Origin of the sequence: Roseibium alexandrii DFL-11 (assembly GCF_000158095.2) — a bacterium.
GTDB classification, from domain to species: domain Bacteria; phylum Pseudomonadota; class Alphaproteobacteria; order Rhizobiales; family Stappiaceae; genus Roseibium; species Roseibium alexandrii.
On sequence record NZ_CM011003.1, the window covers coordinates 39,168 to 52,976 of the forward strand.

17 protein-coding genes, 1 pseudogene and 1 riboswitch are annotated in these 13,809 nt (G+C 56.6%); of the genes and pseudogenes, 12 read left to right on the forward strand and 6 right to left on the reverse strand.

The annotated features are described in order from the left end of the window. The first annotated feature begins 7 nt into the window (after positions 1-7). The 5 genes from trbL to trbI are packed head-to-tail and all read left to right on the forward strand — an operon-like array spanning position 8 to position 4,529. On the forward strand, positions 8-1,162 hold the full coding sequence (gene trbL / locus SADFL11_RS24600) for a P-type conjugative transfer protein TrbL (protein WP_008188309.1): 1,155 nt from the start codon (positions 8-10) through the stop codon (positions 1,160-1,162). Between the two features lie 15 nt (positions 1,163-1,177). After that, on the forward strand, positions 1,178-1,840 hold the full coding sequence (trbF, locus tag SADFL11_RS24605) for a conjugal transfer protein TrbF (protein WP_008188241.1): 663 nt from the start codon (positions 1,178-1,180) through the stop codon (positions 1,838-1,840). Positions 1,841-1,869: 29 nt separating this feature from the next. Continuing rightward, positions 1,870-2,703 (forward strand): P-type conjugative transfer protein TrbG, encoded by an 834-nt coding sequence (gene trbG / locus SADFL11_RS24610; RefSeq protein ID WP_050775927.1) that lies wholly within the window; start codon positions 1,870-1,872, stop codon positions 2,701-2,703. 2 nt (positions 2,704-2,705) lie between these two features. Further along, positions 2,706-3,173, forward strand: a complete 468-nt coding sequence (gene trbH / locus SADFL11_RS24615) for a conjugal transfer protein TrbH (RefSeq protein ID WP_040450237.1) — start codon at positions 2,706-2,708, stop codon at positions 3,171-3,173. Positions 3,174-3,185: 12 nt separating this feature from the next. Continuing rightward, positions 3,186-4,529, forward strand: coding sequence for an IncP-type conjugal transfer protein TrbI (gene trbI / locus SADFL11_RS24620; RefSeq protein WP_008188296.1), 1,344 nt, complete (start codon positions 3,186-3,188; stop codon positions 4,527-4,529). Between the two features lie 252 nt (positions 4,530-4,781). Here trbI and SADFL11_RS24625 read toward each other — a convergent pair whose 3' ends face one another. Further along, positions 4,782-5,198, reverse strand: a complete 417-nt coding sequence (locus SADFL11_RS24625; protein WP_040450239.1) for a MerR family transcriptional regulator — start codon at positions 5,196-5,198, stop codon at positions 4,782-4,784. 75 nt (positions 5,199-5,273) lie between these two features. On the opposite strand from SADFL11_RS24625, the gene SADFL11_RS24630 reads away from it, so the two are divergent. The 4 genes from SADFL11_RS24630 to merA all read left to right on the forward strand — a co-directional run bounded on the left by SADFL11_RS24630 (position 5,274) and on the right by merA (position 7,884). Next, positions 5,274-5,660 (forward strand): mercuric transporter MerT family protein, encoded by a 387-nt coding sequence (locus SADFL11_RS24630; protein ID WP_008188228.1) that lies wholly within the window; start codon positions 5,274-5,276, stop codon positions 5,658-5,660. A 13-nt stretch (positions 5,661-5,673) separates the two neighbouring features. Then, positions 5,674-5,985: a hypothetical protein gene (locus SADFL11_RS24635; protein WP_040450241.1), complete on the forward strand. Its 312-nt coding sequence runs from the start codon at positions 5,674-5,676 to the stop codon at positions 5,983-5,985. Between the two features lie 254 nt (positions 5,986-6,239). Next, positions 6,240-6,467 (forward strand): mercury resistance system transport protein MerF, encoded by a 228-nt coding sequence (gene merF / locus SADFL11_RS24640; RefSeq protein ID WP_077294696.1) that lies wholly within the window; start codon positions 6,240-6,242, stop codon positions 6,465-6,467. After that, a complete protein-coding gene (gene merA, locus SADFL11_RS24645; RefSeq protein WP_040450293.1) occupies positions 6,460-7,884 on the forward strand; it encodes a mercury(II) reductase in 1,425 nt (474 codons plus the stop codon). The genes merF and merA overlap by 8 nt, the downstream gene beginning before the upstream one ends. A 64-nt stretch (positions 7,885-7,948) precedes the next feature. Here the strand turns inward: merA and SADFL11_RS24650 are convergent, their stop codons facing one another. From SADFL11_RS24650 to SADFL11_RS24665, 4 genes and pseudogenes are all read right to left on the reverse strand, one after another. Continuing rightward, positions 7,949-9,670 carry a SulP family inorganic anion transporter gene (locus tag SADFL11_RS24650; RefSeq protein WP_008188224.1) on the reverse strand — a complete coding sequence of 574 codons (1,722 nt, stop codon included), beginning with the start codon at positions 9,668-9,670 and terminating at the stop codon, positions 7,949-7,951. 76 nt (positions 9,671-9,746) lie between these two features. Further along, positions 9,747-10,007 carry a helix-turn-helix domain-containing protein gene (locus SADFL11_RS24655; RefSeq protein ID WP_008188226.1) on the reverse strand — a complete coding sequence of 87 codons (261 nt, stop codon included), beginning with the start codon at positions 10,005-10,007 and terminating at the stop codon, positions 9,747-9,749. Positions 10,008-10,321: 314 nt separating this feature from the next. After that, positions 10,322-10,652 (reverse strand): annotated as a pseudogene (locus tag SADFL11_RS24660) (YnfA family protein). Between the two features lie 49 nt (positions 10,653-10,701). Next, positions 10,702-11,280, reverse strand: a complete 579-nt coding sequence (locus tag SADFL11_RS24665) for a recombinase family protein (RefSeq protein ID WP_008188365.1) — start codon at positions 11,278-11,280, stop codon at positions 10,702-10,704. Positions 11,281-11,651: 371 nt separating this feature from the next. Continuing rightward, positions 11,652-11,878: riboswitch (cobalamin riboswitch) on the forward strand. A 33-nt stretch (positions 11,879-11,911) separates the two neighbouring features. On the opposite strand from SADFL11_RS24665, the gene SADFL11_RS24670 reads away from it, so the two are divergent. The 3 genes from SADFL11_RS24670 to SADFL11_RS24680 all read left to right on the forward strand — a co-directional run bounded on the left by SADFL11_RS24670 (position 11,912) and on the right by SADFL11_RS24680 (position 13,384). Then, positions 11,912-12,082, forward strand: coding sequence for a CbtB domain-containing protein (locus SADFL11_RS24670; RefSeq protein ID WP_008188341.1), 171 nt, complete (start codon positions 11,912-11,914; stop codon positions 12,080-12,082). Between the two features lies 1 nt (position 12,083). Next, a complete protein-coding gene (locus SADFL11_RS24675) occupies positions 12,084-12,782 on the forward strand; it encodes a CbtA family protein (protein ID WP_008188305.1) in 699 nt (232 codons plus the stop codon). A gap of 77 nt (positions 12,783-12,859) precedes the next feature. Continuing rightward, positions 12,860-13,384, forward strand: coding sequence for a hypothetical protein (locus SADFL11_RS24680; protein ID WP_008188223.1), 525 nt, complete (start codon positions 12,860-12,862; stop codon positions 13,382-13,384). Positions 13,385-13,386: 2 nt separating this feature from the next. Here the strand turns inward: SADFL11_RS24680 and SADFL11_RS25790 are convergent, their stop codons facing one another. After that, positions 13,387-13,782, reverse strand: coding sequence for a DUF1636 family protein (locus SADFL11_RS25790; RefSeq protein ID WP_322962303.1), 396 nt, complete (start codon positions 13,780-13,782; stop codon positions 13,387-13,389). Positions 13,783-13,809 lie beyond the last annotated feature (27 nt).

A 13,809-nucleotide genomic window follows, 5' to 3' on the forward strand; every position in this document is an offset into this window, starting at 1 on the left:
GCATGTCATGGCCAAGCAAAGCGCATTTATCCTAACGACCGCAATCTTTCTCCTTGTGATCGTACCCGGCGTTTCACTCGCGCAAGACGGCACAATTCTTACAAGCTTAGAGGATCAAATAAAATCAGCAGCAAAAAGCTGGGAGACAACAATATCGAACGCCGCCCAGTCCCTGTTTTGGATCCTTGCGGGCATTGAATTTGGCATCGCCGCGGTTTGGCTTGCCGTTCAAGCAGCAGCGCTTGAAGCTTGGGTTAGCGAATTGGTTCGGCGCATTATGTTTGTCGGCCTGTTTGCGTTCATTTTGACGAATGGTCCTCAATTCGCACAGGCTGTTGTAGACAGTCTTTTCCAGATTGGAGCCGGCGGCGGCTCAGCCTCACCTGCCAATGTTTTTAATTCAGGCATCAATGTCGCAAGCATCATGTCCAAGAACGTTCAGTTCGGACTGTTGGCCGATAACGGCCTTGCGATAGCTTCGGTCATTGCGATGGTGGTCGTAGTAATCTGTTTTTCGCTTGTCGCCGCAATTTTTGTGGCCGTCATGGTGGAAATGTACGTTGGTCTGTTGGCTGGCATAATCATGCTTGGCCTCGGCGGGCTATCCCACACCAAAGACTTCGCAATCCGTTACCTCGTTTATGCATTCTCGGTTGGAATGAAATTACTGGGGCTCGTGATGATTGCGAGAATTGGCTCTCAAATACTTATCGGCCTCGCAAATTCCGCAAAACCGGATGACGAGTTCATCGCCACACTTACAATTGCCGGGATATCAGTAGTCATTTTCATGGTCGCGATGTACGTCCCGCAGATCCTGCAAGGAGTTGTCCAGGGCGCTTCGGTCAGCAACGGCATGGAGGTCATTCGTCACGGCACGCAGACCAGCACTTTCGCTGCCGGAACCGCCATTGGCAGCGCTCAAATGGCCGCCGGTGCGAAGGTAGCTTACGAAACCGCTAGGAACGATGGATCTTCGAGAGGGCAAGCCGCGGCTCAGGCCGCCATGGCTCCCTTTGCAGCCCTTTCCTCAGCTGCCGCAGACAAGCTCTCTGGCGCCCCTCATGCAGGAAATGCCTCGGCGCTAGGCCTCGCCAATCACAAACTGCGGCAATCCCTACCGAACAAGCCAACTGGCGGATCTTCGCCCAAATCCTCCTGAGCAATAGGCAGTTAGATGGCAAAACACACTCCAATTGGTAATCCCTATCTTGCCGCACGGATGGAATGGAACGAGCGATACGGCTCCTACATCCGTACCGCCCGCGCATGGCAGGGCATCGGTCTTATTTCCCTGGCGATGGCTACAATCGGATTCAGCTTTGCGCTCTACCAGAGCACCCAGGTAAAACTTGTCCCGTATATCGTCGAGGTGGACAAACTCGGCACACCCGCGATCGGCGGGTTCCCGGCTCAGATCGAATATGCCGACGAACGCGTCGTTCGCTCCATGCTCGGAGCCTGGATTGCGACTTTCCGCTCTGTCACGCCGGATACAGTCGTTGCCAAAGGCTACATCGATCGCGTCTATGCGATGCTCCGGCAGACGGACGTCGCCACCCAGAAGGTCAACAATTTCTACCGAACGAACTCCCCATTCGACCGGGCGCAGTCTCGCACCGTGTCCGTCGAGGTGACAAGCATCGTGCCACTCTCCAATCAATCCTATCAGATCGACTGGACCGAGATCGAACGGGACCGGAAGGGCAAGGAGCTTCAAACGAAGCGCTGGCGCGGGGTAGCAAATGTCACGATCTCGCCTCCACAGGACGAATCTATCATCCGGCTCAATCCGATCGGCCTTTATCTCAAGGACTTCGATTGGACCGCTCAACTATAAGCAATCCACGCGCTCAGAAAGTAAGAAGAATGTTTCGGAAAACCAGACGGCACGCGGGCTTATGCTTGTTCGCGGCCGCAGCTGCCATCACCGCCCTGCCTCTTCAAACCTTGGCAGCGGACTACACGGCTAAGGAACTGCGGGCCCTTGGTCTGTCGAGCGACTGGCGTAACGGCCGCGGCGTCATCACCAAAGGTCCGGACGGCAAGGTGATCTATCTCTATGGCCAGGTCCAGCCAACCGTTGTCTGCGCTCCCCTGCAGGTCTGCGATATCGAATTGCAGCCCGGGGAAGCTGTTCGCAATGTCATGGTCGGAGATACGGTTCGATGGAAGGTGGATCCTGCAACATCCGGAGGCCCAACCGGAAACTCGGTTCACCTGATCATCAAGCCGACAGAACCGGGGCTCGTCACATCGATGGTGGTGACGACGTCGAGGCGCACCTATCAGATCAAACTTCAAAGCGACATTCACCGTTACATGGCCCGGGTAGGCTTCGATTACCCGGAAGATATCCAGGCCAAGTTCGAGGCGGCTAATCGACAGCTCGAAGCCAACACCATTCCGGGTGCAGGCGTCCCCGCCGAAAACCTGGACTTCAAATTCCGTGTTCATGGTCAAGCCCGCTGGCGGCCGACACGTGTCTATTCGGACGGTCTCAAGACCTACATCCAGTTTCCGAGTGGAATGGCGTCCGGTGATGCCCCGGTTCTCTATGTCACCGCTGGTGGACAGAACCAGATCGTCAATTATCGACTGAAGGGCAGCCTCATGATCGTGGACTACATGATCGACCAAGCGGTGCTCGTTTCTGGTGTTGGCTACAGCCAGCAAAAAATTCGTATCAACAGAGGAGGGTGACCATGTCGCACACGCGCCGCTCAATTCTAAAGGCCATTGGCATTTCTGTTCTGGCAACGCCGATGGCTGGCTGTATGACGTCGGAAAGTGGTTGGTTCAACCCAACAACAAGCATTGATGCCGCCAACCTGTCACCTTCAGCTGCGAGCATCGTCGCCGGCGATATGGTTGCGAAACTCTCCGAGCATGTCGGGGCAGGAACAGGAACGATTTCCCTCAAGGCTGACAATTCAGAGTTCGCCCTGGCTCTGGAAAGCTCTCTGCGCGGATGGGGGTATGCAGTCGCCGAAGCGGATCAACAGCCATTAGGCGATACCATCATTCCCCTGGCCTACACGATCGATTCCGATGCAGGGCAAATCTTCGCTCGTCTCACCACGCCAACTGTCGAATTGGCACGGACCTATCAGGCAACGCCAACCGGAGCATCACCGACGAGCCCGGTTTCCGTTTTGACCAGAACTGTCTAGAGGCGTGCACTCATGAGCAATACGGAATCGAACGTGCATCTGGCGGGTGGCGATATCCGGCCCGATGACGAAGCCCCCAAGATCCGGCGCCTGAACAAACTTCCCATTTTCTTGTTCGTCGGGCTTGTCGTCGTGTTCGGCGTCGTGATCATCATCGGCCTTGCCAACCGTGGCATCAACTCAGGGGATAGTGTCGCCGGAGACGAAGGCGGCGCGCCGGCGAGTGGCTTTGCGGATCAGCTCAAAGCCGGCATCAGCAACGGCGTCATTGATCCTCCCAGCCAGCTTATTGCAGCGGTCCAACCAGAGCCGGTGAGAGCCGCGGTCCCGGAGAAGGTTCAAAAGCAGAGACCTTTCGGGAACCCGTTTCAACCGGAACCAGGCAAACCCGACGAGGTCTCGGCTCCGCAGCAATCCGAACCGGATTGGCGTGCTCAACTGGACCAGCGTTTTGAGGAACAACAACTGCAGGAGATGCATCGGCAACGGATGAAGCGGCTTCAATCAATCGATGCCGCCCATGACAGCCCCACCACCGTGAACCTCGGCGACCTGCAAGGCCAGGGGGAGGGGGCTCAAACCACCCAGGGCAATCAAACGGTCAACGGCACCTTTACACGAGGTCCAACATCACCAGATCTCCTGTCAGCTGCCCTGCAGGCGGCTCAAGGCGGGACTGCCAATGCCGATCCCAACGGACAATACGGCAAACAAGCCTTTTTCAACCAGGACATTACCGAAGCTGGATATCTCGCGAACCGAGTTGTCCCGCAGCAATCGCCTTATGAACTGAAGCGTGGATCCGTGATCCCGGCAACGCTCATCACCGGCATCAATTCAGACCTCCCTGGCCGGATCACTGGCCAGGTCAGGCAGAACGTCTATGACAGCGCCACCGGCCATCTGCTTCTGATCCCTCAGGGAACCAAGCTGTTCGGTCGGTACGATTCCGATGTGTCGTTCGGTCAGAACCGGGTTCTGGTCGTCTGGACAGATATTATTTTCCCAAACGGTGCCACCTTACAGATCAGCTCCATGGGGGGCGTCGATGGTGAAGGTTATGGCGGTTTCAAGGACAAGGTGAACAACCATTACCTTCGGACTTTTGGTTCCGCGGCACTCCTCGCGATTATCGGAACAGGGATCGACATGGCAGTTCCGGAAAGTTCCACGCTTGCCACCCAGGACACGGCATCCGACGCCGTCCGCCGTAACTTCGCGGAAGTGTTCGGCCGGGTCGTGGAGCGGAGCATCAACAAGAACCTCGATGTCCAGCCGACAGTGCAGATCCGGCCGGGATACAATTTCAATATTCTGGTCGATCAGGACATCATCTTTCCGGGATCGTATGGCTGACTATGCTGGAATACAGGAAGGCAATTGAATTAGGGGCCAGAATAAGATTTGCCAAAAATCCTGCGCTTAGTTGGAACGAACATCGAGCAATCGATTTGACCAGTCTGATTTTCACCACCTGCTACAGCGACAGTCTTTATTAAAGAAGAAATTCGCACAGGCTTATTTGAGCACCGCGTTTGTCAGGTGCAATCAGCCGGCACAGCCCCCGGGGCGAGCAACTTAGCGGCACAGCCAACCATCCAACAGTTACTACGCTTCAAAGAGCGTTTGGATAATCGGACAGTTCGGGACATCTCCCTTCGCGCACTCAGACGCCATATTAATAAGAGCCATTTCCAGCTTCTTCAGGTGCTGAATCTTTTCCCTCACAGAACTCAGGTGATCCATTGTCATGGCATGCACCTCACCGCAACTGATGCCTTTCTGGTCGACCATTTTCAGCATCTCGCGAATCTCGTCGATACTGAAACCGAGTTCCCGGCTCCGCTTGATAAACGACAAACGTTGAAGGTGGTCGTGGGTGTATTGCCGGTTGCCTCCGGCAGTCCGGCCAGGTTTGGGCAGCAACTCGATGCGTTCATAGTAACGGATCGTCTCGATATTGACGCCGGTTTCGCGGGACATTGCCCCAATCGGATAACCTCGCGCGTTCGTGATCCCTGACATGAGAGAAACCCCTTGCATCTGTAGTGACTACAGACAGTAAGCCTTCCCCTTAGTCAGATCAATGAGGGTGTCGGAATGACGACGGACATACATCCAGTGACCAAAAGAGAAACAGACCTTGGTGCGAAGGCCGCTACCGCAGGCGGCATACTTGGCGCACTTGCAATGACGTCCTGCTGTATTCTGCCTCTGGTTCTTTTCAGCCTCGGGGCCACAGGCGCCTGGATCGGTCAGCTTGGTGCGCTCACGCAGTACAAATGGATCTTTTTCGCGTTTGCCGGAGGCGCACTCGGTTACGGGTTCTTGAAGGTTTACAGGCCGACGCCGCAGGCCTGCGATGATGGGAGTTGCGAACGTCCCCTGCAAAAGCGGTTCATGAAAAGAGCACTTTGGAGCGCAACTTTCGTTGTCGCGCTCTCCTTGGCCTTCCCGTACCTCGCTCCGCCGCTGCTCGGCTACTGAGAAAGGATCCTCCATGAAAAAGACGTTTATGACACTTGCCGTTTTGTTCCTGGCGACCGGAGCAACACACGCAGAAGAACGAAAAGCGCGAATCGAGGTCACTGGCCTTTGGTGCCCGTCTTGTTCCTACATCGTCGGCGAGGCGCTGCAGAAATCCGAGAGCGTCGCGATATTGAATTTCCAAGAACACGAAGATGGCCGGTCCGGTGTCTACACAATCACGTTCGACGATGCTGTGACGGATTTGGGGGAGATCGTCGCACAACCTGCTGCATACGGGTACACGGCGGTATTGCTGGACGATGGAACGAACTCCGGAAGCTGACCTGTGAGTGACAAACTCCTGGGAATGATGCTGGCGACGGCGGTTGCCGCTCCCGTCATGATTGTCTGCTGCGGTGGCGGTCTGGCGTTCGTCGGTTCCGCGGCAACCGGATAGATTGCCCACTTGTCCGGTTCCGGTGTCGTGTTGTCGGTGCTGACTGCCGCAATCGCAGGTTTTCTCGATTATTTCCTGCGCCAAAGGTCGCGACTGTCGGCCGGGGAAGGCTACGGAGAAGACAATAGGAAAAATATGGAATGAACAACAAGCTCCTGGCGACAGGGGTAATAGGTACAGTGATCGCTGCGCTTTGCTGCTTCACACCGGTTCTCGTCGTATTGTTCGGTGCCGTTGGGCTGTCAGCCTTCGTTGGCCTTCTTGACTACGTCCTGTTGCCCGCTCTCCTCGCCTTTGTACTTCTCACACTCTATGCGCTTGTTCGCAATGCACGACGCCAACGCAACGAAGGAAACCGGAATGTCTGACTGTTGTTCGAAGAGGAACGGATCCTACCACCTGGCTGTGGTCGGCGCGGGCTCAGCCGGGTTCTCGGCCGCGATCACGGCGGCCGAGGAAGGTGCACGGGTTGCCCTGATCGGTCACGGCGTCATAGGAGGAACTTGCGTCAATGTCGGTTGCGTGCCGTCGAAGGCGATGATCCGGGCTATGGAGATCATGCACGCGCCAAAAGCCGCTCGAAGATTTGACGGGATAGAGGCGACGGCGCAGATCACGGATTGGGCCGCCGTAATCCGCCAGAAACAGGCGCTGGTCGATGACCTGCGAGCTGCAAAATATATCGACGTCCTGCCCCAACACAACAACATCGCCTATCTGGAAGGTGAGGCTCGTTTCATTGCCGGCGGGCAGCTGACCTTGGAAGGAGAGGTCATCAAAGCTGAGAAGATCCTCCTTGCCACGGGATCCCGGCCGCAGGTGCCTGACATTCCCGGAATGGCCCAGGTACGCCCTCACGACAGCACATCAATTCTTGATGTTCAGAAGCGCCCGGAATCTTTGATTGTCATGGGAGGCGGATACATCGGTGTCGAATTGGCGCAAGTTTTTGCCCGTGCGGGTACGCGCGTCACCATTGTGAGCCGCCGAGGATTGCTGCCGGAGGCGGAACCGGAAATCGGTGATGCGCTGACGCGGGCGTTTGAAGACGAAGGCATTGTCGTCCAAACCATCAAGAGCTACACAGAAGTTCTGATGCGTGACGGCCGCATTGCACTGAGGGTCGAAACCGAAGATGGAACCGGAATCCTGGAAGCGGAGGACCTTCTGCTTGCGACAGGTCGTACGCCCAACACGCAAAATCTTGCGTTGGACCTGGCCGGAATCGCCACCGACCAGCGTGGCGCGATCCTTGTCGATGACCGGATGCGTACCAGCCAGAAAAACATCTACGCCGCCGGCGATGTAACCGGACGTGATCAGTTTGTCTATATGGCAGCCTACGGTGCCAAACTGGCCGCGAAAAACGCGATGAACGGCGATAGCCTTGCCTATGACAACTCTATCATGCCGGCAATCGTCTTCTCCGATCCCCAAGTTGCCAGCGTCGGCCTCACCGAGGCCGCCGCGAAGGCTGCCGGCCACACTGTTCGCACTTCAGTCTTGTCGCTCGAACACGTACCCCGGGCACTCGCTGCCCGGGACACGCGCGGGCTCATCAAACTTGTCGCGGACGGAAACACCAAGCGGTTGCTCGGGGCACATATACTTGCTCCGGAAGGTGCCGACAGTATCCAGACCGCGGCGATGGCGCTCAAGGCGGGAATGACTTACGAAGAGCTCGGCGCGATGATCTTCCCATACCTGACAACGGTTGAAGGGTTGAAGCTTGCTGCGCAGACTTTCGAAAAGGATGTTGCGGCTCTCAGTTGCTGTGCAGGGTGATAGGGGGCAGTTTTGAGCTTCCAGCAGGTAGAAGCTGTATCCCCTTCCAATGCCGTAACCGATATTACGCGACACCCCGCCGTTCTTCCGGGCGTTCCGCGATGGACTTGAGAGCGTCATCGATGCTGGCGGAATAGTGTACCAGAGGGCGTTTCAGGCCGTGGGTGACGAAAACTCGCAGGATGTCGCGGCTCGCGCCTGTGAGCCAGAACGCAACGCCGCGATTGTGTGCCTTGTGAGCAAGACCCTCGATCATATTGGCTCCGGTTGAATCAAGGAATGGTACCGACGAGAAGTCGACAATCAGTGCCTTGTGGCTGTCCTGGATACGATCAAGAACCGAGCCGATAGAAGCGGTTGCGCCGAAGAAAAGCGCGCCTGTGATGCGGTAGACCACGACCTCCGGATTGGCCAAAACCTCTTCATCATAGTTTCCACGTGGATGGGCGTCATCCGCCTCGTCGCGGCTCACGAAGGGCGTATGAGTGGCGACAGCAGTGGTCTTGCTCATCCTCTGAATGAACAGGACCGAACCCAGCGCGAAGCCAACGACGATAGCTTCGGTCAAGTCACGGAAAATAGTCAGGAAGAAGGTCGAGGCGAGCACCGTCGCTTCTCCCCAGCCCGATCGAACAAGGATAGCAATCGCGGGCTTCTCAATCATATTCCAGGCGACGACGGCGAGTACGCCCGCAAGGGCTGCGAGAGGAATGTAGGCGGCAAGCGGCGCGGCGATCAACATGAAGAGCAGCAAGAACACCGCGTGCAGCATGCCCGAAATCGGCCCATGCGCGCCCGAGCGAACGTTGGTCGCGGTGCGGGCAATGGTGCCGGTTACGCAAAAACCGCCAAAGAGGGAAGAGCCTATATTGGCAGCCCCTTGCGCCACAAGCTCGCAGTTCGACCGGTGCCGCCGCCCGGTCATGCCATCGGCGACGACCGCGGACAAGAGCGACTCGATCGCGCCCAGAAGCGTGAATGAGATTGCTGCGGGCAAAACCGCCATGATCTTGTCGATCGACAACTCCGGCAGACTGGGGGCTGGCAGAATTGAGGGGATGCCGCCGAACTTGGTTCCGATGGTCTGCACTGGCAGGTCCAGGAGTGCCGTCGCCAGGGCAGCGACGCTGACCGCGATCAGCATGCCCGGCCAATGCGGCCGCCACCTGCGAAACCCGAGGATGATCGCGACTGTCGCCGCCGAGACGAGGAACGCAGATGGTGTAACGCTGTCGCGCGCTTCCCACAGGGCAACGAGCTTTTCCAGTAATTCACCCGGCTCATGGTCAAGCGACAGGCCGAAGAGTTCCTTGATCTGGCTGGCGAAGATGATGATCGCGATTCCGGCGGTGAAGCCCACTGTCACCGGAAAGGGAATGAACTTGATGAATGTGCCGAGACGCAGAAAGCCTGCTGCGGTCAGCATCAGGCCCGAAAGGAAAGTCGCTAGGATCAGTCCGTCCATCCCGTGCTGCGAAACAGTGGCCGCGACAAGGACGATAAATGCGCCTGCGGGCCCGCCGATCTGGAACCGTGATCCACCAAGGAGAGAGACGAGGAAGCCGCCGACAATGGCGGTGTAGAGCCCTTGCGCCGGGGTCGCGCCAGAGGCTATGGCGATGGCCATGGAAAGTGGCAGAGCCACGATGGCAACAGTCAACCCGGCGATGGCGTCAGAGCGCAATTGTGGCAGCGCGTAACCCTCGCGCAGCACAGTCACGAGTTTTGGTGTGTAGAGTTCGGCAAAACTTGGCGTATCGCCGGTCGGTCTGGTCTGTTCTTTCATTTGGAGCCGCACCTTGGATGGGTTGCGGCGGGATCGTCGGCATGTCGTCGGCGGTCGCCGTCGCGAGTTCTGGGGGTTAGGGTTTCGGGAGTGGAGATTTCAAGCGAACACCGCGCCCGCCTGCCGTGCTTGGAGCGCCTTCGCCGATCAGTTCGACACCGGCGAGTTCCAGCGCCTCGATGACCTTTGTCAAGCTGTCGACCACACCGCGCACATTGCCGGCGCTAGCCTCCATACGTTGGATCGTCGGAACAGAAAGATCGGCAAGTTCGGCCAGGGTTTTCTGGTCGATGCCGAGAAGCGCGCGCGCTGCACGCATTTGCTGGCTAGTGATCATGGGGTAAGTCTCGAATATGACATAAACGATCTAAAGCATCATTATTGATATTTCAAGCATCAAAATTCAGACTCTATACCAAGCTTTTGGACGCCTTGGATTGCTGATCAGCTCATCCGCCCCGCTCCAAGTGCCTGTGTCCTACGCGGCTATGTTCGACGTCGCCGCCAGTCTCACGCACACGTCGTCCATCATCTCCGTCAGCACAGGAGATGCTTTTTGGTGTACGCATAACAAAACCAGCATCGGCATTGTTACAGGCGGCGCTGTTTTATGGATTGAAACCGCGGGGCAATCCCAATAGAGCGACAAGATTAGGCCCGAGAATGAGGCGCGGCAACTATGATCGCAGCCCCGACGAGACAGATAGTTGCCCCTAAGAGGTCCCAGCGGTCGGGGTGGACGCCCTCGACCAGCCAGAGCCATATGAGAGAACTCGCAATGTAGATACCCCCATAGGCCGCATATGCACGACCTGCGGCCGCGCTATCTACCAAAGCGAGCAAATATGCAAATAGACTCAGCACGGCGAGACCCGGAACGATCCACCAGATTGATTTGTCGAGCCGCAGCCAAGCCCAAAATGCAAAACATCCTGCTATTTCAAAAAACGGCTGCGCCGACATATGCCGCAAAAGTTTGCATTCTTGATAGCCCTCGTTTCGAAGAATGGAAATCCGATCCTGCTTCTTGCTCAACGGAATTCGTCACGCACCCGCATGATTGTTTGACGGCTGGTACCAAATGCACGGGCTATGGCGGAAATGCTTTTGCCGGAACTCAGCGCAACCCGCACCTCTTGCTTTTGGCTGTCTGTCAGGCTTGGCCGCCGACCCAGAACTTTCCCTTCGGACTTGGCACGTCTTAGGCCTGACTGCGTTCGCTCGATGAGCAAATCCCGCTCGAACTGGGCAACGGCATTGAGCACGTTCATGGACATCGTGCCGGCGGAACTCGCCAGGTCGACACCGCCAAGTGCAAGACAGTATACCCGTACTCCTTCGTCGGCCAATGCCTTTACTGTTGAACTGACGTCTATCGCATCCCGGCCGAGGCGATCGAGTTTCGTCACGATGAGAATGTCGCCCGGCTCTAAACGGTCCACCAGCCGAGCGAATTCCGGACGCTGCGTTATCGGCACACTGCCGGAAATAGTCTCGGTCACAATCCGGCGGTCGTCGACCTGGAACCCCGCCGCCCGGATTTCTTCTAACTGGTTTTGCGTCGTCTGTCCGGTCGTTGACACGCGGGTATAGGCAAAGGTGCGTGACATAGCGTCATTCCTGTCCGAAAAGGCTGTTCAAATTAGTTAGCTGTCCAGAATGATGTCAAGGTAATTTGTGGACAGGGTGTTTTGCCCCTGTACGCAATCGGACGTTTTCGGACACAGACATGGGTCATCGGCAGTCATAGTATGGAGTGAAAGATGGCCCGGCGGTTGCTTTTCAAGGACCAGGGACGGCAGGAATTTTTCGATATCCCGACAGAGAAAACAGTCTGATCCATCATTATTCCCCGTCGCCTGTCGACCGGCTTGAAATCGAGCTTCGGCACCGACAGTGTGCAAGTTCCCAGGCATTGAATGTCATCGCGAACGCATCAATTACGTGTCGGATTTGTGCTTTCGCGATCAAAAAAAATGCGCCATAATAAAACCTGTTTGGTTTTCCATTCGGCACAAAGTGCTGGGAAACGAACAGGGAATTCGGATATGGCGGACCCATGCAGGGCGTCAGGAGCCGAAGCCGCCCCCGCGACTGTATGCGGAGAGTGCTGACCGGACATGCCACTTGCAACGAATGTTGTGGGGAAGGCCCGGCAAAGCGCCACGACCCGCGAGCCAGGAGACCTGCCAGACATTCACTGAAAACCCTTCTGTCGGGTGTGACAGCAAAGAGGATAAAATGACGACACAATCTGCAAAAACCACCGTTTCCGCGACGAAAATCGTATCGCTTGCTTTTGCTGCGGTACTGGGTGTCGCGATTATTTCGATCACGGGTCACGTGCAGGCGAGCGCTTTGCACGACGCAGCACACGATGTGCGCCACGCGACCGGATTCCCGTGTCACTAAAATGCTGACTCGCCTCTTGGTCAGCGGCTTGTTCGCTGGTGCTGCGGCGGGGCTTATCGCGGCCCTGCTACAGCTTATTTTTGTTCAGCCAGTCCTTCTCCATGCGGAGCTTTATGAATCGGGGGAATTGGTCCATTTCGGAACCGAGGCAGTCAGCGCTCAACAAGAGCTGGGCGGGATCGATCCTTTGCGCGATGGCCTGAGCGTCATCTTCACGATGCTCACCTATACCGGTTATGCCTTCATTCTGCTCGCCGGCATGGCAATTGCCGAAATGCGCGGTGCGGTTATAACGGGTCGCAACGGCCTGCTTTGGGGTGTTGCAGGGTTCGTCGCGTTCCACTTCGCGCCCGGATTCAGCCTAGCTCCCGAAGTGCCCGGCGTCGCGGCGGCGGATGTTTTTGCCCGGCAGATCTGGTGGTGGGCGACCGTCCTTACCGCAGGCGCCGGATTGTGGCTGATCGCATTCGGCCGCAATTGGATGGCTTGGGGCGCAGCAGCAATGCTGCTGCTGGCACCACACGTGATCGGCGCGCCAGAGCCGGACACCTTCACCGGCCCAGTTCCGACCGAGATCGGGGCAATGTTTGCCAGCCGTGCCTTTGGCGTCGGAATGGCAGCCTGGCTTCTGCTTGGTTGTTTTGCAGGTTTTTTCTGGCAGCGCGAGGGGGCGAGGGTCGGCGCAACGCAGGCGGCCTGATCCGGAATCTAAATCATAACCGACCGGGCGAAACATCTCGTTTTGCCCGGTTTCTTTTTAAGGAAACCTGAAACCCCATGGAACGCTCTCTCGCACTCTTCGCCATCGGGCTGGTCTTTGGCGGAGGCATCGGCTTTGTTGTTGCCGCAAGCAATGGTGTCGCTCTTGACGGTCATGACCACTCATCAGCCAGCGATCACCAGATGCAGACCGCATCAGTGGAGCTCAAAACTAATCATTCCGGCCAAACCGCTGGCCACAACCACAACAGGACTACCTCTGTACCTGGCGGTCCCGATGCACCGTCCTTGAAAATCAGTGTCTCGAAGGATCCGGTTAGCGGCTACAATCTTCATATCATGACGGAAAATTTCAGCTTTGCTCCGGAGCGGGCAGGCTCGGATCATGTGTTGGGCGAGGGCCATGCCCACGTATATGTAAATGGCGTGAAGGTCGCGCGGCACTACAGTGCATGGCTCCACCTGCCGACTCTTCCAAAAGGTGATGCGACGGTTGAGGTTACGCTCAATTCCAACGATCACCGCATGCTCGCTGTCGAGACGGAACCGCTTAAGGCTACGGTGACTGTGAACGTGGAATAGGCTTATAGCGCCGGAATGCGCGCTCTGAGGCAGAAACGGAGACGTCCACATGGTCGGGCGTCTTCGATCCAGCCTTTGTCCGTTGCCAGAAAATTTCGGGCCGTCGAGATGATGTCAGCAATGTCGTCTGGAAAGATGAGGCCTGAAAAAAGGTATGCCGCTCTACCAACCCCCTGAAACGCCACCGCAATCGGTTGTTCACAGGCCCCCATGCATTCAATCTGTGTAACCTCAATCGCCATTCCTGATTCGTTCAACGATCGACGCAATGCATCAAGATCTGGCGAAGGGTCGCATTTGCATGTACTGCAAACGATAATACGGTTCATTCGGTCACCTTTGACAGGAGCGGTGGCACAGCATAGCGAAAACGTACAAAGCAATACATTATTCGTCATGCGAGTTAGATCGTACTGTGTTTAACA

Excerpts from the sequence above, each read along its gene's own strand:
- SADFL11_RS24680 (WP_008188223.1), top strand. The coding sequence starts at position 12,860 with ATGGAACGCTCTCTCGCACTCTTCGCCATCGGGCTGGTCTTTGGCGGA.
- trbG (WP_050775927.1), top strand. The coding sequence starts at position 1,870 with ATGTTTCGGAAAACCAGACGGCACGCGGGCTTATGCTTGTTCGCGGCC.
- SADFL11_RS24635 (WP_040450241.1), top strand. The coding sequence starts at position 5,674 with ATGAAAAAGACGTTTATGACACTTGCCGTTTTGTTCCTGGCGACCGGA.
- merA (WP_040450293.1), top strand. The coding sequence starts at position 6,460 with ATGTCTGACTGTTGTTCGAAGAGGAACGGATCCTACCACCTGGCTGTG.
- SADFL11_RS24630 (WP_008188228.1), top strand. The coding sequence starts at position 5,274 with ATGACGACGGACATACATCCAGTGACCAAAAGAGAAACAGACCTTGGT.
- SADFL11_RS24670 (WP_008188341.1), top strand. The coding sequence starts at position 11,912 with ATGACGACACAATCTGCAAAAACCACCGTTTCCGCGACGAAAATCGTA.
- trbH (WP_040450237.1), top strand. The coding sequence starts at position 2,706 with ATGTCGCACACGCGCCGCTCAATTCTAAAGGCCATTGGCATTTCTGTT.
- trbF (WP_008188241.1), top strand. The coding sequence starts at position 1,178 with ATGGCAAAACACACTCCAATTGGTAATCCCTATCTTGCCGCACGGATG.
- merF (WP_077294696.1), top strand. The coding sequence starts at position 6,240 with ATGAACAACAAGCTCCTGGCGACAGGGGTAATAGGTACAGTGATCGCT.
- SADFL11_RS24665 (WP_008188365.1), bottom strand. The coding sequence starts at position 11,280 with ATGTCACGCACCTTTGCCTATACCCGCGTGTCAACGACCGGACAGACG.
- SADFL11_RS24675 (WP_008188305.1), top strand. The coding sequence starts at position 12,084 with ATGCTGACTCGCCTCTTGGTCAGCGGCTTGTTCGCTGGTGCTGCGGCG.
- trbI (WP_008188296.1), top strand. The coding sequence starts at position 3,186 with ATGAGCAATACGGAATCGAACGTGCATCTGGCGGGTGGCGATATCCGG.
- SADFL11_RS24650 (WP_008188224.1), bottom strand. The coding sequence starts at position 9,670 with ATGAAAGAACAGACCAGACCGACCGGCGATACGCCAAGTTTTGCCGAA.
- SADFL11_RS24625 (WP_040450239.1), bottom strand. The coding sequence starts at position 5,198 with ATGTCAGGGATCACGAACGCGCGAGGTTATCCGATTGGGGCAATGTCC.
- SADFL11_RS24655 (WP_008188226.1), bottom strand. The coding sequence starts at position 10,007 with ATGATCACTAGCCAGCAAATGCGTGCAGCGCGCGCGCTTCTCGGCATC.
- SADFL11_RS25790 (WP_322962303.1), bottom strand. The coding sequence starts at position 13,782 with ATGACGAATAATGTATTGCTTTGTACGTTTTCGCTATGCTGTGCCACC.
- trbL (WP_008188309.1), top strand. The coding sequence starts at position 8 with ATGGCCAAGCAAAGCGCATTTATCCTAACGACCGCAATCTTTCTCCTT.